Origin of the sequence: Acidovorax sp., assembly GCF_046291265.1 — a bacterium.
Lineage (GTDB): Bacteria > Pseudomonadota > Gammaproteobacteria > Burkholderiales > Burkholderiaceae_C > Acidovorax.
In genome coordinates this window covers 1-20,219 of the sequence record NZ_JBKBTV010000025.1, presented here as the reverse complement: position 1 = coordinate 20,219, position 20,219 = coordinate 1, and the positions used below count along the sequence as shown (strand labels likewise).

The window sequence follows — 20,219 nt, the reverse complement described above, 5'->3', positions numbered from 1 at the left end:
CATCGCCATCACCCGCTGCGACCTCACGGCAGGGGCTGTGGCGGCACCGGTTGGGCGGGCGCCGCGGGATGTTCGCCATGGGGGGCACCGCGCAACCGACGCAGCAGCCGACCAAAACCTGCGCCCACATCGTCCACCCCGGTGAACACCGCCGGAATGACCAGCAGGCTCAGCAGCGTGGACGTGATCAGCCCGCCAATCACCGCCACCGCCATCGGGGAGCGGAAGCTCGCATCCGCCGCGCCAAAACCAATCGCAATCGGCAACATCCCCGCACCCATGGCCAGCGTGGTCATGATGATGGGGCGCGCGCGCTTGTGGCACGCGTCGATCAGCGCTTCAAACCGCGTGAGGCCGTGTTCACGGCGCGCCAAGATGGCGTACTCGACCAGCAGGATGGAGTTCTTGGTCGCAATGCCCATCAGCATGATGAGCCCGATGAGCGACGGCATCGAGAAGCTCTTTTGCGCAATCAGCAGGCCCACAAAGGCGCCGCCCAGCGACAGCGGCAATGCCGCCAAGATGGTGACGGGGTGCAGAAAGTCCTTGAACAACAGCACCAGCACGATGTAGATGCACAACACGCCGGTCAGCATGGCCAGGCCGAAGCTGGCAAACAGCTCGCCCATCATTTCGGCATCGCCAATCGTGATCTGGCGCACACCGGGTGGAAGCTTCTGGATGGACGGCAGCGCCTCGACGGCCTTGGTCACATCCCCCAGCGGCTGGCCCGACAGCTCGATCTCGAAGTTGACGTTGCGCGCGCGGTCATACCGGTCCACCACGGCCGGGCCGCCGCTGAACTCCAGCGTGGCCACCTGCCCCAGCATCACCGGGCCCTTGCTGCCCGGCACCGACAGGCGCTCCAGCAGCGACAGGTCTTTGCGCGCATCGTCCTGCAGCTTGACCACAATCGGCACCTGGCGCGAGGCCAGGTTGAGCTTGGGCAGCGACACGTCGTAGTCGCCCACGGTCGCAATGCGCAGCGTTTCGGCGATGGCGCTGCTGGTCACGCCCAGGTCGGCGGCGCGCGCAAAGTCCGGGCGCACCGCGATTTCGGAGCGCACCAGGCTGGCGGTGGATGAGATGCTGCCCAGACCCGGAATGGTCCGCAGGTCCTTTTCGACCGCCAGAGCGGCCGACGTGAGCGCCTGCGGATCGTCACCCGTGAGCACCAGCACGTACTTTTCGCCTGACCCGCCCAGGCCCACCTTGCTGCGCACGCCCGGCAGCGTCTCCAGCGACGCCCGGATCTGGTTCTCGATGCCCTGCTTGCGCGGCCTGTCGCCGCGTTCGGCCAGCAGGATGGTGAGCGTGGCCTTGCGGGTCTCGGCATTGCCCATGCCTGCAAACGGGTCGCCGCCTGCCGTGCCGCCGCCAATGGTGGTGTACACGCTCTGCACGTGGTCTACCTTGGCGATGCGCTGGCGGGCATCTTCTGCTGCGGCACGCGTCTGGCTCAGCGTGGCGCCAGGCGGCAGCTCCAGGTAGACCTGGGTTTGCGAGTTGTCGTCCGGCGGGATAAAACCCGTGGGCAGCAGCGGAATCAGCGCCAGCGAGCCGATGAAAAACGCCGCCGTGGCCACAAACGTGATCCAGCGGTGTTTGATGCACCAGGCCGCCCAGCGCAGGTACACCGTCATCCAGCGCGGGTCCTTGTGCTCGTCGACGATGGGTTTGAGCATGTACGCCGCCATCATGGGTGTCAGCACGCGCGCCACCACCAAGCTGGCAAACACGGCCAGCGACGCTGTCCAGCCGAACTGCTTGAAGAACTTGCCCGCAATGCCGCTCATGAATGCGGTGGGCAAAAACACCGCGATCAGCGTGAACGTGGTGGCCACCACGGCCAGACCAATTTCGTCGGCCGCTTCCATCGCGGCCTGGTACGGCGACTTGCCCATGCGCAAGTGGCGCACGATGTTCTCCACCTCCACGATGGCGTCGTCCACCAGGATGCCCACCACCAGCGACATCGCCAGCAGCGTGATCACGTTGATGGAGAAACCCAGCAGGTGCATGCCGATGAACGCCGGAATGATCGACAACGGCAGCGCCACCGCCGAGACAAAGGTGGCACGCCAGTCGCGCAAAAAGAGCCACACCACCAGCACCGCCAGCAGCGCGCCTTCGTACAACAAGTGCATGGAGCCGTCGTACTCCTCCTGCACCGGCTTCACAAAGTTGAAAGCCTCGGTGACCTCCAGGTCGGGGTGCTGCTCGCGCAGTTCTTTCAGGGCTGCCAACACGGCGCCGCCCACTTCGACCTCGCTGGCGCCCTTGCTGCGCGCCACCTCAAAACCCACCACGGGCTTGCCATTGAGCAAGGCCATCGCACGCGGCTCGGCCACCGTGTCGGTGACCGTCGCTACTTGGTCGAGCCGGATGTGCCGGCCATCCGACAACGCCAGCGTGAGGCCTGCCAATTCTTGGGCCGACTGCACCGTGGCCAGCGTGCGCACCGGTTGCTCGCTGCCACCCAGGTCGGTGCGGCCACCCGCGCTTTCGGTCTGCACCAGGCGCAGCTGGCGCGACACATCGGCCGCCGTGGCCGACAGCGCCTGCAGCTTGACCGGGTCCAGCGCCACATGCACCTGCCGGTCCACGCCGCCCACGCGGGTCACGGCGCCAACGCCGCGCACCGACAACAGCTTTTTGGCCACGGCATCGTCCACAAACCAGGACAGCGCCTCGTCGTCCATGCGGGCCGACGCGATGGTGAACGCCAGCACGGGCTGCGCGGCCAGGTCCATCTTGGTCACGATGGGGTCGCGCACATCGCCGGGCAGGTCGCCGCGCACGCGGGCCACGGCCGAGCGCACATCGTCCAGCGCCTCCTGCGTGGGCTTTTCCAGGCGGAACTCGGCCGTGATGGTGGCGCCGCCGTCCTGCACCTTGGTGTAGATGTGTTTCAGGTCCTGCAGCGTGGCGATGCTGTTTTCGATCTTGCGGGCCACATCGTTTTCAAGCTGCGCGGGCGAGGCGCCAGGCAGCGCCACCGTCACGGAAATGGTGGGCAGGTCAATGTCCGGAAAGTTCTGCACCTTCATGGCGTTGAACGACAGCAGGCCGCCGAACGTCAGCAGCACAAACAGCATCAACGCCGGAATGGGGTTCTTGATCGACCAGGTGGATACATTCATGAAGAACGCTCCTCAATTAATAGCTACTAGCGCTTGATACATAAGCGCTAGAGGCACTTTTTGCTTGAAATCCAGCGAGGAAGACGGGCTGGCGGGCGCTGCCGACGTCACCACCCGCACCAGATCGCCATCGTTCAAAAAGCCCGCGCCGCGTACGGCGATGGAGGCATTGGCGTCCACACCCGACAGCACTTCGACCCGGTCGGCCACGCGGCGACCGGTCTGCACCTTGCGCATCTGCACGCGCTGCTCGGCACCCACCACGAACACGTAGGAGAAGCCGTCGCGCACGACCAGCGCTTCTTGCGGCACTGTGAGCGCATCGCTGGCGCCCAGCGCAAACTCGCCCCGCGCAAACATTCCAGCCCGAAAATCCGCGTTCAGCGGCAAATCCACATACACCAGGGCATTGCGCGTTTGCGGGTCAACCGTGGGGGCGATCATGCGCACCGTGCCCTCGGCCACAGAACCGCTGGCCGCCGTCACGCTGACCTTGGCGCCGGGGGTGATGCGGCGCAGCTCGGTTGAGGTGACTTCGGCGCGCCATTCCAGGCGGCCCTTGCGCACCATGCGAAACAGCTCGGCACCCGCGCCCACCACCGCGCCCACCGTCGCCGTGCGGGCCGAGATCACGCCGCTGTCAGGCGCCACCACCTGGGTGTACTTGAGGCGAAGTTGCTGGGCATTGAGCGTGGCCTGGGCTGCTTGCACACGGGCCTGGGCGGTTTTTTCGGCCGTGGTGAACTGCTGGATCTGCTGCTGGCTGAGCGCACCCGTGGCCTGCAAAGACCGGGCCCGGTCCGCATTGGCCGCTGCTTCGGCCGCGTTGGCCTGCGCTTCGAGCAGGCTGGCACGCACCTGGGCTACATCGGCCTGCACCGTGTCGGCCGAGAAGGTCGCCAACACCTGGCCCGCCTTCACCACGTCGCCCACGTTCGCACGCACGTCGGTCAGGCGCAGGCCATTGCTTTCGGCGCCGATGATGGCCTCCTGCCACGCAGCGACGTTGCCATTGGCCGAGAGGCGCAGCGGCACGGCGGTTCGCTGGGGTTGGGCGGTGGTGACCGTCAACGCGGGGCGGGGCTGGTTGGCCTTGGGCTCATCTGCCGCGCGTGATGCGCCGGAGTACACCAGCGCCCCCGCAGCGGCAAAGATGCAGACGGCGGCCAGCGCGAGCGCGGCGGGCGAGAGCTTGAAACGGGAGAGCAGAGGGGGAGTCACAGGGTGCAGATGGGGCATTTTTCAGGTCCATTCATCTCAACAAACAAGAAACAAAACGGTTTCAGCAAGAAATAGGGAAAGGAGTGGTGCGCGGTCACCCGCGTCAGCGCGCCGTGGCTGCGCCTGCGGTCTGGGCTATTGCATCGCTGCGGGTGCCGTCCCAGCCACCACCGGCTGCGCGGTACAGCGCCACCCAGGCCGCCTGACGTTCGTGCTGCAGCGCAATGAGGGCGTTCTCGGCAGCCAGCGAGGTGCGCCGCGCGTCTTCCAGCTCCACCAGGCTGGCCAGGCCGCCACGCCACCGGGCCTCGGTGGCGTCGAACGACACCCGGTAGCCCTCGGCCGCAGTGCGTGCGCTGGCATTGCGCTCCGCCGTGCTCTGCAGCCGCACCAGCGCCTGCTCCACCTCGCTCACTGCTTGCCGCACCCGCGCGCGGTACAACGCGGCGGCTTCGTCATAGCGCGCCTGTGCGGCATCCACCTGCGCAGCGCGGCGGCCGCCATCAAACAGCGGAACACTGAGCGCCAGCGGCCCGATCGTCCAGGTGCTCAGGTCGGTCGTGACCCCCCCGGTGCGCACCCATCCGGCACCCACCGATCCGCTGAGCGACAGGCGGGGATACCTCTGGGCCTGTGCGTTGCCGACCTCGGCACTTGCCGCGGCGACCTCGCGCTCGGCGTTGTACACATCAGGCCGCTGGGCCAACACCTGCGCGGGCAAGGCGGCAATGGCAAACAGCGCGTCCGGCGCAGGGCGGCCCGGTGCCGCGGCCAAGCGCGCACGCAGGGCGGGTTCCTCCCAGCCCGTCAACGCCACCAGTGTTTTCAGCTCCACATCACACTGCATGCGCTGCTGCGATGCCCGCGCAGCCGCCTCAGCGGCACTGGCACGCGCCAGAGCGGCGGTGGCCAGCGCGGTAAAACCTGCCTGCTCGCTCAAGGCCGAGAGGCGCGAGGTTTCGCCACGCGACTGGGCATCGCGCTGTGCCACATTCAACTGTTCCAGGCAGGTGCGCAGGCTGCTGGTCTGCAACGCCACTTCGGCGGCCACACTGACGCGGGCTTCGTGCCACAGCGCCTGTGCGCCCGCCAGACGCTGATCGGCCGCGGTTTTGGTGGCCGCGTTGGCGCCAAACAGATCGATCTCCCAGCTGGCCTGCAGCCCGGCCTGGGCGGTGGTGGCAATGCCTGCCAGTTGCTCGTTGAACCCCCGGCTGGCACTGGCTTGCCCGTCCAGCGCGGGGCCCAGCGCAGCGCGGCTGGCCACCTGGGTGGCGCGGGCCTGCGCAATGCGCGACCGCGCCTGAGCTACCCCGGGGCTGATGGTCTGCGCGGTATCGATCAGCTCGACAAGGAGCGGATCGTCCAGCTGCGCCCACCACTGCGACAGGCCAGCCACCGAGCCCTGGTGCGGCAGCGGTGCCTGCCACCCCGCGGGAGCGGGCGCCGACACGGTGGCGGGAGGCGATGCTGTAGCGCAGGCCCCGAGCGCCAGGGGCACACAGGCCGCTAAAAGGAGTCGGTGCGACAGCTTCATGGATTGGTTTCCTTGTTCGATGTTCGAGGTATGTGGCGCTTGGCGGGTGCCGGGGACGTCTGGCGGCGCGCCATCTCACCCTGCACCATGCTGAGCGCGTAGCCGGTGAGCCGTTCGGCCCACGCATCGACCGCCCCCGAGCCCGCCAGCTGCGGCGCCACGGCGATCAAGGGGTCGCGCTGCGTCCACATTTGCATGACCAGCCCCGCCAGAGAGAACGCCAGCCGGTGCATGTCGTCGTCCGCCTGCGGCACGCCCATGTGGCGGCACAGCAGCTGCACCAGCGCCTGGTGCGGCGCGCGGCATTCGCGCTCGATCAGTTCAGGCCACACGTGGGTGGGGTCGAGCAGCTCCCGCACATGAAGGCGCAGTGACTGGGTCACCAGCCCTTCGTGTTTAAGCGGCTCCAGAAAACCCGCAAAGTAGCAGCCCAGCGCCTGGGCCAGGCTCAGCGAGGGGTCAGCAAAAACCGGGATGAGGTCGCTGCCACTGCCAAAGGGCTCATAGAACGTGGCGGTGTAAAGCCGCGCCTTGTCGCCAAAGTGGTAGGCGATGGCCGCTACGTTGGTGCCCGCGGCTTCGGCGATGGCACGCACGGACGTCTGCGCAAACCCGCGTTCTGAGAACAACTGCAGCGCCGCCGCCAGCAAGCGGGCACGCGTGTCTTCGCCGTCGCTGCGGGCAGTGCGTTGGGCTGCGGGAATGGGGGAGGGGCCGGAACTCATGGCCCCGGATTAAACCACCCAAATTCAAACGATTGTTTGAAGTAACAAAAATTTCACAAAGATTTTGCGGGCAGAAATACCGCGGTCCACAACGCAAGCACGGCGTCACGCTCGGCCTGCAACGCGGGGGGCGTGACCTGCGTAGGTGCTTCGTCCAGCCGCGCCTGGTGCTGCACGCGCCGCAATTCGCGGTACGCATCGGCAGCGGCGTGGCCTACGCCCGGCGGCAGCAAGCCCACCTGCTCAGCGAGTTTCAGCAACGTGATGTTTCCCCTGTTTTCCCGCAACTCTGGGTGGGTCGCCGAGTGGGACAACACCAGGTACTGCAAGGCAAACTCGACATCCACCATCCCGCCCGGGCTGTGTTTGACGTCGAACTGCCCATCACGCACCGGGTGGGCGCTGCGCACCCGCTCGCGCATCGTGGTGATCTCGTCGCGCAGTGCTGCGGTGTCGCGCTCGGACGTGATGACGGCTTCGCGCACGGCGTCAAAACGCGCGCGCAGGGCATCACTGCCCAGTACAAACCGGGCGCGCGTCATGGCCTGGTGCTCCCAGGTCCAGGCCGTGTTGCTGCCCCGGCGCTCCTGGTAATTGGCATAGGCCTCAAAGCGCGTTACCAGCAAGCCCGAATTGCCGTTGGGCCGCAGCGCGGTGTCGATCTCGTACAGGTCGCCTTCGCCGGTCTTCACGGTGAGCCAGTTGATGAGCTTGCGCACAAACGCGGCGTAGACCTCTGGGGCGCGCTCGTCGTCGTCGTCGAACACAAAAACAATGTCGAGGTCGCTGCCGTAACCCAGTTCTTTGCCGCCCAGCTTGCCGTAGCCAATGATGCCGAACTGCGGGCTTTCGCGGTGACGGGTCTTGAGGCGGCTCCAGCACCACTGCGCGGTGACCCGCAAAACACTGTCTGCCAGCGCCGACAGATCGTCGGCGACCTGTTCCACCGTGAGGCGGCGCTCCACATCCCGCGCCAGGGTGCGGAAGGTTTCGGCGTGCTGGGCACGGCGCAGCAGGTTGAGCAGCGTTTCGTCGTCGTCTTCGCCGGTGGACTGCAGCGATGTCAGGCGTAGAGCGAGTTCGCGTTCGAAGTCTGCCACCACAAACCGCTCGGCGAGCAGCGCGTCGCCCACCAGCTCGTCAATCACGCCCGGGTGTTGCAGCAGGTAGCGGGCAGGCCACTTGGCGGCGCCCAGCAGGTGCAGCAGTTGCTCGTGTACCGAGGGGCGCTCCAGCAGCAGCGCCAGGTAGCTCTCGCGCCGCAGCAGCGGCTCCAGCCAGTTGACCAGGCGCAGTGCGGCCTCTGGGGTGACACGCCCTTCATTGAGCCACTGCGCGGTGCGTTGCACCAGGCGAAAAAGGCGCGCGCGCGCTTCGTCACGCAGTCCTTCTACACGCGGGTGATTGCGCCATTCGGCCACGCGCTCCCGGAACCCGGGGGGCAATTGCTCCAGCAGCCCTTCCAGCTCGGGCGGCGGGGGCGCCGCTGCGCGGGGGCCACCACATCCGCCACCATTGCACTGCTTTTTGCCCGCGCCGCCGAGCAGCGTGTCAAATTCTTGTGCCACCAGCTCGCGGTGGGCGTCCAGCTCGTGCAAAAAGGCGCAGCAGTTGCTGTAGCCCAGCGTATGGGCAATCCAGGCCAGATCGTCGTCGCGCGTGGGCAGCACGTGGGTCTGCTGGTCGTCCAGGTACTGGATGCGGTGCTCCACCCGGCGCAAAAAGACATAGGCGCGTGCCAGGGCGTCGGCGGTTTCCTGCGGCATCAGGCCCGCCTGGGCCAGGCGCTGCAGGGCATCCAGCGTGGGGCGACGGCGCAACTCCGGAAACTGCCCGCCGCGCACCACCTGCAACAACTGCACGGTGAACTCAATCTCACGGATCCCGCCGCGCGACAGCTTGACGTCGTTCGCGCGCTCGGGGTGACCGGCGCTGCGCTTGGCCGCGTGGTCGCGAATCTGGCGGTGCAATATCCGCAGCGCATCAAACACGCTGTAGTCCAGGTAGCGCCTAAACACAAAGGGCAGCACCACGCCCCGCAAAGCCTGTACTTCGGGGCTGGCAATACAGTCGCGCGGGGCGACCACGCGGCTTTTGAGCCAGGCAAAACGCTCCCATTCACGGCCCTGCACCTGCAGATATTCCTCCAGTGCCGACAGCGACACCGACGACGGCCCCGAATTGCCGTTGGGCCGCAAGGCCAGATCCACCCGGAACACAAAACCATGTTCAGTGGTGTCGCCCACCAAGCTGTAGATGGATTTGACAGCGCGCGCAAAGTATTCGTGGTTGGAGATGCGCCCCCGGCCATCGACCGCACCGGCGGTTTCGCCATCGTGTTCGTACACGTAGATCAGGTCGATGTCGCTGGAGACATTGAGCTCGCGGGCACCCAGCTTGCCCATGCCGATGATCCACAACTGGACCGGTTGGCCTTCCGGCCCGGACGGCGCGCCATGGCGCTCGTCCAGCTCTTGCCGTGCCTGGACGCAGGCGCGGTCCAGCGCCAGTTCAGCCAGCTCGGTGACCGCCGTGGTGATGTCGGCCAAAGGCGCCTGGGCTTCGCAATCGAGCTGGATGAGTCGCTCCATGACCAGCTGGCGCAGCACCCGCAAGGCCGTGCCGGTGTCACAGCCCCGCGCTCGCAGCACGCCATAGGCCTGCTCCATCGTGGCACGCGTGGGCGTGCCAGCGGGCAGCAAGGGGAGATCGTTCTCATAACGCCGGTGCAGGCGCTGGTAGAAGCGCGAATGCCCGGCCCCCAGCACAAAGGCAGCCTCGGGGTTGCAATGGGGTTCAGAACCGGGGGTCTGCATGGCGGCCGCAACTCAATGCGTACATATGAACACCGGTTTGTAGTGAACCCGGGCTAAGCCTGCGGGTCATAATTCCTGCCACATTCATTCCCACCATGATCGATCCCATCCCACACCCCACACGCCTGCTGAAAATAGTGGCAGGTCTTGCGCGGTGGTCGTTGGGTTTGCTGCTGGCTTTCTGGCTGCTGCTGACCATCGCGTGGGGGGCCCTTCATGGCTGGATTGTGCCGCGAATCGGTGATTTTCGCCCACAGATCGAAGCGCATGCCGCACGGGCCCTAGGGGTTCCCGTCAAGATCGGCGCGATCTCGGCCCATACCGAAGGCCTGATCCCGTCCATCGAGTTGTCAGACGTGGCGCTCCTGGATGCCTCAGGGCGGTCTGCCCTGCGGCTGCCGCGGGTGGTGGTGGCGCTGTCGCCGCGTTCGCTGCTGAACGCGGGCTTCGAGCAGTTGTACATCGAAGGCCCCGAACTCGACATGCGCCGCGCACCGGACGGCCGTATCTATATAGCAGGTCTCACGTTCGCCGAAACCCAAGGCGACAACAATGCCGCGGCCGACTGGTTGTTTTCGCAAGGCGAGGTGTTTATCAAGGGCGGCACGGTGCGATGGACCGACGAGCAGCGCAACGCGCCCGAGTTGGCCCTGGAGAAGGTGGATCTGCTTTTGCGCAACGGCAATTGGCACCACCACATGCGCCTGGACGCCACGCCCCCGCCAGAATGGGGCGACCGCTTCTCGGTGGTGGGGCTTTTCAGGGCACCGCTGCTGCGCGCGCGGGACGGCAACTGGAAACACTGGAGTGGGCAGGTATTTGCCGACTTTGCACGGGTCGATGTGTCACGCCTGCGCCACCATGCGGACGTGGGCATTGAAGTGGCCCAGGGCCGCGGTGCGCTGCGCGCCTGGGCCGATGTGCAGCGCGGCCAGATTGTGGGCGGCACAGCCGACCTGGCGCTGGCCGATGTGAACACCACGCTCTCGCCCGGGTTGGAAGCCTTGGTCCTGCCCAACGTCCAGGGACGACTAGGAGGGAGGCGCCTCAATGGTGGGTTCGAGTTCTCCACCCAGGCGCTGCAGTTCAAGACGGACGACGGTCTGGTCTGGCCCGGCGGCAATCTGCGGTTGGTGCACACCTCGGCGTCTGGCAAGACCCCCGAGCAGGGCGAGCTGCGCGCCGACCGGCTGGACCTGGCCGCATTGGCACAAATCGCCAGCCGGTTGCCGCTGGGTGCGACCGCACACGACGCAGTGCGGACCTACACGCCCAAGGGGTTGGTGGACGAAATACAGGCCACCTGGAAAGGCCCGCTCGACCGCTTGCAGCAATACCAGGTGCGAGGCCGCATTCAAGGCCTCGCGCTGGCAGGCGACACGGCCCAGGGGGCCGGGGTGGCCCCTACCCACCTGGGCCTGCGGGGCGCCACGGTGGACATCGACATGACGCAGGCGGGCGGCAAGGCCGGATTGACCATGGCTTCGGGCGCACTGGTACTGCCAGGGGTGTTCGAAGACCCCGTCGTGCCACTGGACCGCCTTAGTGCCGATGTGCGCTGGCAATTCGACGGAAACCGCATTGCAGTCCAGGCCAACGACGTGCAGTTTGCCAACGCTGACGCGCAGGGTGAGGCGCGGGCCACCTGGCACACCAGCGATGCGAGCAAGGCACCCCACCGTTCGCGCTTTCCGGGGGTGCTGGACCTCAGTGGCGCACTCAACCGCGCGGATGGCACCCGGGTGCATCGCTATTTGCCGCTGTCCATCCCCGCGGATGCGCGCCACTATGTGCGCGATGCCGTAGTGGCCGGCAGCGCCAGCAGTGTGCAGTTCCGCGTCAAAGGCGACCTGCACGATCTGCCGTTCAATGACCCCAAAACGGGCGAGTTCCGGATTGCGGCGCGGGTCAAAGACGTGACCTACGCCTATGTCCCGCCGCAGCTGCAGCCTGCCAACGTGCTGCCGTGGCCGGCACTGACGGAGCTGGGGGGAGAGTTGATCTTCGAGCGGTCTTCGATGCAGGTGCGTGGTGCCAGCGGCAGCTTTGCGGGACAACAGGGGCTGCGGTTGTCGAAGGTGGAAGCCAAAATCCCCGACCTGTCGCACACGGTGGTGGGGGTGAGCGCCGATGCGCGCGGGCCGCTGGGTGAGCTGTTGACCCTGATGAGCACATCTCCCCTGGGTGGCATGACGGGCAATGCGCTGGCTCAAGCCAGCGGCACCGGCAACGCCGACTTTCAGTTGCGCCTGAGTTTGCCTATCAGCGAGCTCGAAAAATCCAAAGTACAGGGCAGCGTCACGCTGGCGGGCAACGAACTGCGCATCACGCCAGACACCCCTGCGCTGACCCGCGTGCGCGGCGCCGTGCAGTTCAGTGAAACAGGCTTCTCACTGAACAACGTGCAGGCCCAGGCCCTGGGAAGCAACGTGCGCCTGGAAGGCGGCATGCGCGCGCTGGCCGCCAACGCACCGGCCACTGAATCGGCGGTGCAGCTGCGCGCTCAAGGCACCGCTACGGCCGAAGGGCTGCAACAAACCCCGCAACTGGGCATGCTGGCGCAGCTGGCCCGCCGGGCCACCGGCAGCACGCCCTACACCCTGGCCCTGGCGTTTCGCCGTGGTGTGCCAGAACTTCAGGTATCGACCAGCCTGCAAGGCATGGCGCTGGAGCTTCCTGCGCCCCTGGGCAAGACCGCCGACAGCAGCCTGCCCCTGCGTTTTGAAAGCCAGGTGGCGCGTGAGTCACTGGTGGGCCTGGCCAGCAGCGCGGGCAACAACGGGGGGGCTGGAGGCCCGCCGCTGATCGACCAGATCACGCTGGACCTCGGCGCGCTCGGGTCCGCCACGTACCTGCGCGACGTCAGTGGCGCCCAGGCAAGGGTGCTCCGCGGCACCATTGGCGTGGGCCTGGCCCCGGGTGAATCCGCGCCTATGCCCGCGCAGGGTGTGGCCGCCAACATCAACCAATCCAAGATCGACGTGGACGCTTGGGACGACGTACTGTCCCAGGCCGCTGGGCCAGCAGCGGGGCCGCGCACTGCGGCGAACCCGGCGACTCCACCCGGGCAAGGCATCGCGCAGAACTACATGCCCACGACCCTGGCCGTGCGCGCGCGCGAACTCACGCTGCAAGGCCGCACCCTGCACAACGTGGTCGCAGGCGCCCTGCGCGAAGGCACCATCTGGCGGGCCAACCTGGACGCTACCGAGCTGAACGGCTACCTCGAATACCGCCAACCCGGCTCGGTCGACCACGCCAATGGCCGGGTGTTTGCGCGCCTGTCGCGCGTGAACATGCCTCAAAGTGACGTGACACAGGTCGAGGCGCTGCTGGATGAACAACCCGGCACGCTGCCCGCGCTGGACATCGTCGTGGAGGATTTCGAGCTGCGCGGCAAGCGCCTGGGCAGGGTGGAGATAGAGGCACAGAACCGCGGCAGCGAGGGCGCGCAGCGCGAGTGGCGCCTGAGCAAATTCAACATCCTCTCGCCCGAAGCCGGCTTTACCGCCAATGGCAACTGGGCGGTGCTCAACGCCGCCGGGCTGGGCCCACAGGCCCCTGAGCGGCGCACGGTGCTCAACTTCAAGCTCGACATTCGCGATTCGGGCGATTTGCTCGCACGCATGGGCATGGCCGATGTGGTCAAGCGGGGCAAGGGCCGCATGGAGGGCCAGGTGGCATGGATCGGCGCGCCCTTCAGCCCCGACTACCGCAGCATGACCGGGCAGATCAATCTGAACATCGAATCCGGCCAGTTCCTCAAGGCCGACCCCGGGCTGGCCAAGCTGCTGGGGGTGCTGAGCCTGCAGTCGCTGCCACGGCGCCTGGCGCTCGATTTCCGCGACGTGTTCAGCGAGGGTTTTGCGTTTGACTTTGTGCGCGGCGACGTGCGCATCGAGCAGGGTGTGGCCACCACCAACAACCTGCAGATGAAGGGCGTGAACGCAGCGGTGTTGATGGAAGGCAGTGCCAGCATCGACAACGAAACGCAAAACCTGCGCGTGGTGGTGGTGCCGGAGATCAATGCGCTGACCGCCTCGTTGGTCGCGACGGCCATCAATCCGGTGATCGGGCTGGGCAGTTTCCTGGCCCAGGTGTTTCTGCGCGGTCCGCTGATCGAGGCCGCCACCCAAGAGTTTCGCATCGACGGCACCTGGACAGACCCGCGCATCGTGCGCATCGCCCGCCGCGGCCGCGACGCAGCCTCACCCCAGGTCCCGGTTCCCGGCGCGACCACCGAAACCGCACCCCGCAGCACCCCCCCCAAAACTGGAGAACCCTCATGAAAGTCGCCGCGATCCAGATGGTGTCGGGCACGCAACGGGAGGCCAACCTGCATGCCGCCCGCGTGCTGCTGGATCAGGCGGCCAGCCAGGGCGCCGAGCTGGCGGTGCTGCCCGAATACTTCTGCGCCATGGGCCACAAAGACACCGACAAGCTGGCCCTCCGCGAGGCCCACGGTGAGGGCGTGATTCAGCAGTTTCTGGCCACTGCGGCACGCACGCTGCAGATGTGGGTTGTGGGCGGCACCCTGCCGCTGCAGACCACATCGGAGAACCGTGTGCACAACACCACCCTGGTGTTCAATCCGGCGGGCGAGTGTGTGGCGCGCTACGACAAGATCCACCTCTTTCAGTTTGACAACGGCCGCGAGCAGTATTACGAAAGCCGTGTCATCGAAGCGGGCGCCACGCCCGTGCAGTTTGATCTGCACGCACGCGACGGTCACCGCTGGCGCGTCGGGCTTTCGGTGTGCTACGACCTCCGGTTTCCGGAGCTGTATCGCGCACATGCCCGTGCAGGCGCAGACCTGATGCTGGTGCCCAGCGCCTTCACCCACACCACGGGCCAGGCCCACTGGGAGGTGCTGCTGCGTGCCCGCGCTGTCGAAAACCTGGCCTATGTGCTCGCGCCCGCGCAGGGCGGAGTCCACGAAAACGGCCGCCACACCTGGGGCCAGAGCATGCTGGTAGACCCCTGGGGCACTGTGCTGGACCAACAAGCGCAGGGCGAGGCTGTGGTGGTGGGCGTGCTCGACTCCGAGCGCCTGCACGCTGTGCGCCAGCAGCTGCCCGCCCTGACCCACCGCGTGTTGTGACCGCATCCCGGTTCACTGTGTTGCTGCGCTGGCGGCGCGCCTGGCGCCGCTGGTCGCTGTGGACGGCGCTGGTGCTGCTGGTGGTGTCCATGCTGGCCACCATGGTGTGGCTGGCCGGACGCTACGAGGCCAGCCAGGTGCAGACACGGCTGGAGCGCGACACGGCCGATGCGGTGTCAGACATTCGCGTGGCGCTCAACCGCAACCTGCAAAGCCTGCAGGCCCTGCACGCGGGCGACCCGGGCCAGCTGGCCTGGGACATCGAGGCGTCCGAGCTGCTGCGTAAAAACCGCGAACTGGTCCGCATCGAATGGCGTGAACCCAACATGCGCCTGCGCACCCACGCGCAGTCACCCTACCGGCCCGTGGCATGGGATGCGCGCCTGCGCGAAAGCAGCCAGTCGGACTCGGCCATCGCCTGCGCCAATGCCCGCCGGTTGAGCAGCCCGTCTTATTCCAGCAGCTATTTCCAGCCCCATGGCGACGGCCTGGGCTCCGAAATGATGGAGCTGTGCTTGCCACTGACCGCGGGCGGGCGCAACACGGGTTTTCTGGTGGTGACCTATTCACTGCAGGACGTGCTCATCAATCTGGTGGCGCACAACCTCACGCGCAGCCAGGAAGCCTCGTTCACCGAACCCGATGGAACGCGCCTGGCCGTGCTGGGCGCCGCGCGCCGCGGCTCGCGCATGTTCACGGCGCAACATCTTCTCGACCTGCCCGGCAGCACCCTGGTGCTGCGCATGGACACCTGGCATGCAGCGCCCAGCGTGTTCCCCAACGTGCTGACGGCCCTGGTCACGACGATGTCGATTGCGCTGGTCACCGTGATGGGGGTGCTGGTGCGCGACAACCGCCGCCGCTTGCGCGCTGAACGTGACCTGGCCGACGCGCTGGCGTTTCGCAAAGCCATGGAAGACTCGCTGGTCACCGGCCTGCGCGCCCGCGACCTGGAAGGCCGCATCACCTACGTGAACCCTGCGTTCTGCGCCATGGTGGGCTTTGGCGCCCAAGAGTTGCTGGGCCAGAGCGTTTCGGCGCCGTACTGGCCCCCCGAACTGGTGGATGAATACCGCCAGCGGCAAGAGATTCGCCTGGCGGGCCAGCATGTTCCGCCGCGTGAGGGTTTCGAGTCGGTTTTCATGCGCAAGGACGGCACCCGGTTCCCGGTGCTGATCATCGAGGCGCCGCTGATCAACGCCCAGGGCCAGCACACGGGATGGATGAGCGCGTTCCTCGACATCAGCGAGCAACGGCGGGTGGAGGAGCTGTCCCGCGCGTCGCAAGAGCGCCTGCAGGCCACCGCCCGTCTGGCCACCGTGGGCGAAATGGCGTCCCTGCTCAGCCACGAACTCAACCAGCCATTGGCCGCCATCTCCAGCTACGCCACGGGGTCCATCAACCTGCTGGAACCATCGGCACCGGATGCGGCACCCGGTGCCGAACAGCTGCAGGACGTTCGCATGGCCATGCAGCAGATCGCCCGGCAGGCCGAGCGGGCGGGCAAGGTGATCAAGAGCGTGCACGACTTTGTGCGCCGCCGCGACCAGGCCCGCGAAGCCGTGCACGCGCAGCAGTTGCTGGACGCCATCCTGCCGCTGGTGATTCTGCAGGCCCGCAAGCTGGGTGTGCGCGTGCACACCACCGTGGAGCCGGGGTTGCCACCCACGCTGTGCGACCGCACCATGGTCGAACAGGTGCTGCTGAACCTGGCGCGCAACGCCATGCAGGCCATGGACGACCCCAGCATCCCCACCCGCGTGCTGGACATCCGCGTGCGCCGCACCGCCTCCAACCAGCACAGCGGCTGGGTTGAGTTTGCGGTGACCGACATCGGCACCGGCATTGCCCCTGAGGTTGCTGAAAAACTGTTCACGCCCTTTTTCACCACCCGCCCCGAAGGCATGGGCCTGGGCCTCAGCATGTGCCGCACCGTGATCGAGCAGCACGGCGGTTTTCTCGGATTTGCGCCCCACGAGCCGCGTGGTACGGTATTCACCTTCACGTTGCCGCTCATTCAACCTTCTTCGTCCGAACCCTGATGGAACCCATCACCAACGCCACCGTGTACATCGTGGACGACGACGCCAGCGTGCGCGAAGCTTTGGCGTGGCTGCTGCGGTCACGCAGGCTGCCCAGCGAATCGTTTGACAGCGCCGAAGCGTTTGACGCCATGCTCACCAGCCGCCCGGCGCAACGCCAGCCCTGCTGCCTGCTGCTGGACGTGCGCATGCCCGGCATGAGCGGGCTGGCATTGTTTGATTTGTTGGCTGTGCGTGGCGACCTGGCCACGATGCCGGTGATTTTTCTGACCGGCCATGCCGACGTGCCGACGGCGGTCGACACCGTCAAGCGCGGGGCCTTTGACTTTTGCGAAAAGCCGTTTTCTGACAACGCGCTGGTGGACCGCATCGAGCAGGCGCTGGCACAGTCTGCCGAACGCTTGGCCGAAGTGCGCGAGCGCAGCGACTTGCAAGTGCGCCTGCGCGATTTGACCGACCGCGAACGCGATGTGATGGACCTTGTGGTGGCAGGCCTGCCCAACAAGCTGATTGCCGACCAGCTGGACATCAGCGTGCGCACGGTGGAAGTGCACCGCTCCCGCGTGTTCGACAAGATGCAGGTCAAGTCGGCCGTGGAGCTGGCCAACCTGCTTCGCACGGGACATTGACCGGTCAAGTGCGCTGCTGCAGCGTACTCCCCCTTACTGCCGCAGCAATCACACCCCTTGCAGATGCATTAGCCGCGGGGGCGTTCGCCCACAAAAATCTCTACACGGCGATTGCGCGAGCGGCCATCTGCGGTGTCGTTCGTGGCAATGGGATAACGTTCGCCCATGCCGTCGATGGCGATGCGGCGACCATCCACGCCCCGCGATGCCAGGTAGCTGCGCGTGCTTGCGGCGCGGTCCATCGACAACGGGTTGTTGACAGCCTCGCTGCCCGTGGCGTCGGTGTGGCCCACGATGCGCACATCGGTGTTCGGGTTGTTGCGCAGGCCAGCGGCAAACTGGTCCAGCACCGGTCCAAAGTTGGGCTGAATGTCTGATCGGCCCACCGCAAACGAGACGTCGCTGGGGATATTGAGCATGAGCTGGTTGTCGGCCGTCTGCGTCACCGCAATGCCCGTGCCCTGGGTGGCCTGCTCCATCTCGCGCTTTTGGCGCTCCATGTTCTGCGACCAGATGTAGGTGCCGAGGGCGCCCACGCCCGCACCCACCACGGCGCCCGTACCGGCGCTGCCACCCGTAGCGGAGCCAATGACAGCCCCGGCCAAGGCACCTACGCCCGCGCCGGTGGCGGTGCGGCGCTGGGTATCGTCCATGCTGGCGCAGCCCGTGGCCAGGACGATGACGGCAGTGGCGCCGAGAAGAATGTGTTTGCGCATGTGTGTGCTCCTTGAAGGTGAAGAGCCGGGCGTTGAAGGCGTTTGCTTGCCCGGGGAGGGCTGCCTCATCCGCTCAGGCGCGGAGCCCAGCTGTATCGCCATCGTGAGGGCATGGTCACTGGTGCGCCATCGGCGTGCCCACCCACCGCCTGTAGGACTGGGCCGCCGACCGCCCGGGGCGCCTAACAGCGCAGAAAGGCGAAAGAACGGCGAAATCCAGACGATCAGGGAGCCGGTGGCGGCGGCGTTTCGTCGTCCTGGGGCGGCGCCTTCAACTCGCCCCCCTTGCGGCCGGAGAACATGGTCCACCACACAATGGCCACCAGCAGCACCAGCGCCAGCAGCGCTTCAAGCAAAATCAGCCCCATGAAATTGACACTCCTGCGCTTTGTATGGACGGCGCTGATTGTAGGAACGCTGGCCGCCTGCTCTACGCCCCCGGCGCCAAGCCCCTCCCGCCCCACGGCCATCCCCGTGCCTCCCCCCACCGGCCCGGTGATGCTGCCCGGCGACACCGGTCCGCTGCCGCCACCGCTGGCGCAAGCCAAGAGCCGCTGGATCCCGGTGCGCTGGGCCGAGCTGCCCGGTTTTACCCAGGACGCGTTGCACGAAGCCTGGAACGCCTGGATCAAAAGCTGCGAGCGGACCCAGCCGCCTTTCACCGCGCTGTGCAGCGAGGTGCGCCAGCTGAGCATTGCCACGGCCGATGAGCAACGCGCCTGGCTCATGACCCGGCTGCAGCCCTACCGCATCGAGGCCCATGACGGCAATGCCGACGGCCTGCTCACGGCGTACTACGAACCCATGATCGACGCTGCCCGCCAGCCTGGCAACGGCTTCACCGTGCCGGTGTACCGCACCCCCGCCACGCTGGGCAGCCGCAAGCCCTGGTACACGCGCCAGCAGATCGACACCCTGCCCGAAGCCCAGGCCGCCCTGCAGGGCCGCGCCATCGCATGGCTGCGCGACCCGGTGGAATCGATGGTGCTGCACATCCAGGGCTCGGGCCGGTTGCGCATCACCGAGGCCGATGGCTCCATATCAAGCGTGCGTGTGGCGTATGCAGGCACCAACGACCAGCCTTACCAAAGCGTGGGCCGCTGGCTGCTGGACCAGAACCTGACGCGCGACGCCACTTGGCCCGGCATCCGCGCTTGGCTGACTGCCAACCCGCACCGCACCAATGAACTGCTGTGGAGCAACCCGCGCTACGTGTTTTTCCGCGAAGAGCCGTTGAGCGGGCTGGACGCCGAGTTCGGCCCCAAGGGCGCACAGGGCGTGCCGCTCACGCCCGGCCGGTCCATTGCGGTTGACCGGCAGAGCATTCCGTACGGCACCCCGGTGTGGCTGGCCTCCACGGGGCCGCAGGTGCAACTGAGCCGCATGGTGCTGGCGCAAGACACAGGCAGCGCCATTTTGGGCGCCGTGCGCGCGGACTTTTTCACCGGCTGGGGGCAAGAGGCGGGCGACATTGCAGGCCGCCTGAAACAAGGCCTGCGTTTGTGGGCGCTGTGGCCAAAATAAGCATCAAATTGGCCTCTAGCGCTTGATGCATAAGCGCTAACAGCTATCAAAACAGGACTATTCATGCGCGTCACCGTGGCCCAACTGCGCACCGTGCTGCTGGCACAGGCCATCGAGCACGTGGACACTGAGCGCACGTTGGTCAGCCAGACCGAGATCGACGAGGCCACGCGCACGGCCGTGGACGCTGCCCGGCAGCGCGGCGTGCCCCGCGTGGGCGCGGGCGACGTGGTGCTGGCCCGGGCCGAAACCATCGCCCAGCGCGCCAGCGGACGCGACCCCACCGTGGCTGCGCTGCGGCAGCCGAGTGCGCGCCTGCGCTGGCTGGCCATGGGCTTGCCCTGGGTGGCCCTGCTGCTGGGGCTGGCGCTGGACCGCATTGCCAACGCCCACCGCGTGGACTTGTTGTCGCCGCCGCTGCTCGCCGTGTTGGGCTGGAACCTGGTGGTGTACGCACTGCTGGCCTGGCGCGCCGTGCGGCCGCCGCGCGGACCCAACGCCATGTTGCGGACGCTGGAGGCATGGATGCGCCCTGCGCACAGCGGGCGTGCGGGGCGGCGCGGCCTGGCAGCGCGCATCGCAGCGGACTTTCACACCCGCTGGCTGGCCCACACCGCAGCACACATCCAGCACCACGCGGCGCGCGTGCTGCACCTGTGCGCCGCGGCCTGGGCGGCGGGCATTGCGTTGTCGCTGCTGCTGCGCGGGCTGGTGGTGCGCTACCAGTTCGGGTGGGAAAGCACCTTTCTGGACGCCGGGCAGGTG

The 20,219-nt window shown here is 66.9% G+C and carries 12 protein-coding genes and 1 pseudogene; 6 read left to right on the top strand and 7 right to left on the bottom strand.

The genetic code is table 11. From position 1 onward, the window contains the following. Window positions 1-23: 23 nt before the first annotated feature. The 5 genes from ACK41V_RS11635 to glnE form a co-directional block, all read right to left on the bottom strand. A complete protein-coding gene (locus tag ACK41V_RS11635) occupies window positions 24-3,143 on the bottom strand; it encodes an efflux RND transporter permease subunit (protein ID WP_409782302.1) in 3,120 nt (1,039 codons plus the stop codon). A 12-nt stretch (window positions 3,144-3,155) separates the two neighbouring features. Continuing rightward, window positions 3,156-4,382, bottom strand: a complete 1,227-nt coding sequence (locus ACK41V_RS11630; RefSeq protein ID WP_409782299.1) for an efflux RND transporter periplasmic adaptor subunit — start codon at window positions 4,380-4,382, stop codon at window positions 3,156-3,158. An 85-nt stretch (window positions 4,383-4,467) separates the two neighbouring features. Next, on the bottom strand, window positions 4,468-5,901 hold the full coding sequence (locus tag ACK41V_RS11625) for an efflux transporter outer membrane subunit (protein WP_409782296.1): 1,434 nt from the start codon (window positions 5,899-5,901) through the stop codon (window positions 4,468-4,470). Then, entirely contained in the window at window positions 5,898-6,626 is a 729-nt protein-coding gene (locus ACK41V_RS11620; protein WP_409782294.1) for a TetR/AcrR family transcriptional regulator, read from the bottom strand. Before ACK41V_RS11620 ends, ACK41V_RS11625 begins: the two co-directional genes overlap by 4 nt. A 53-nt stretch (window positions 6,627-6,679) precedes the next feature. Beyond that, complete coding sequence (gene glnE / locus ACK41V_RS11615; protein ID WP_409782291.1) at window positions 6,680-9,442, bottom strand: bifunctional [glutamate--ammonia ligase]-adenylyl-L-tyrosine phosphorylase/[glutamate--ammonia-ligase] adenylyltransferase; 2,763 nt, start codon at window positions 9,440-9,442, stop codon at window positions 6,680-6,682. A gap of 95 nt (window positions 9,443-9,537) precedes the next feature. On the opposite strand from glnE, the gene ACK41V_RS11610 reads away from it, so the two are divergent. From ACK41V_RS11610 to ACK41V_RS11595, 4 genes are read left to right on the top strand one after another with little or no spacing between them, the layout of a single operon-like run. Further along, window positions 9,538-13,731, top strand: coding sequence for a YhdP family protein (locus tag ACK41V_RS11610; protein WP_409782288.1), 4,194 nt, complete (start codon window positions 9,538-9,540; stop codon window positions 13,729-13,731). Then, on the top strand, window positions 13,728-14,543 hold the full coding sequence (locus ACK41V_RS11605; protein ID WP_409782285.1) for a carbon-nitrogen hydrolase family protein: 816 nt from the start codon (window positions 13,728-13,730) through the stop codon (window positions 14,541-14,543). Before ACK41V_RS11610 ends, ACK41V_RS11605 begins: the two co-directional genes overlap by 4 nt. Then, entirely contained in the window at window positions 14,540-16,585 is a 2,046-nt protein-coding gene (locus ACK41V_RS11600) for a two-component system sensor histidine kinase NtrB (RefSeq protein ID WP_409782282.1), read from the top strand. Before ACK41V_RS11605 ends, ACK41V_RS11600 begins: the two co-directional genes overlap by 4 nt. Continuing rightward, window positions 16,585-17,214: a response regulator transcription factor gene (locus ACK41V_RS11595; protein WP_409782279.1), complete on the top strand. Its 630-nt coding sequence runs from the start codon at window positions 16,585-16,587 to the stop codon at window positions 17,212-17,214. Before ACK41V_RS11600 ends, ACK41V_RS11595 begins: the two co-directional genes overlap by 1 nt. 68 nt (window positions 17,215-17,282) lie before the next feature. On the opposite strand, the gene ACK41V_RS11590 is transcribed toward ACK41V_RS11595, so the two are convergent. Beyond that, window positions 17,283-17,930 (bottom strand): OmpA family protein, encoded by a 648-nt coding sequence (locus ACK41V_RS11590; protein WP_409782276.1) that lies wholly within the window; start codon window positions 17,928-17,930, stop codon window positions 17,283-17,285. 224 nt (window positions 17,931-18,154) lie between these two features. Continuing rightward, window positions 18,155-18,298: a hypothetical protein gene (locus ACK41V_RS11585; protein WP_409782273.1), complete on the bottom strand. Its 144-nt coding sequence runs from the start codon at window positions 18,296-18,298 to the stop codon at window positions 18,155-18,157. Between ACK41V_RS11585 and ACK41V_RS11580 the strand changes: the two genes are divergently transcribed. Together ACK41V_RS11580 and ACK41V_RS11575 are read left to right on the top strand one after the other, a co-directional pair. Continuing rightward, window positions 18,231-19,454, top strand: a complete 1,224-nt coding sequence (locus tag ACK41V_RS11580) for a murein transglycosylase A (RefSeq protein WP_409782270.1) — start codon at window positions 18,231-18,233, stop codon at window positions 19,452-19,454. The two genes, ACK41V_RS11585 and ACK41V_RS11580, sit on opposite strands and share 68 nt — an antisense overlap. Before the next feature lie 63 nt (window positions 19,455-19,517). Further along, window positions 19,518-20,219 (top strand): annotated as a pseudogene (locus ACK41V_RS11575) (hypothetical protein); the annotation flags it as partial.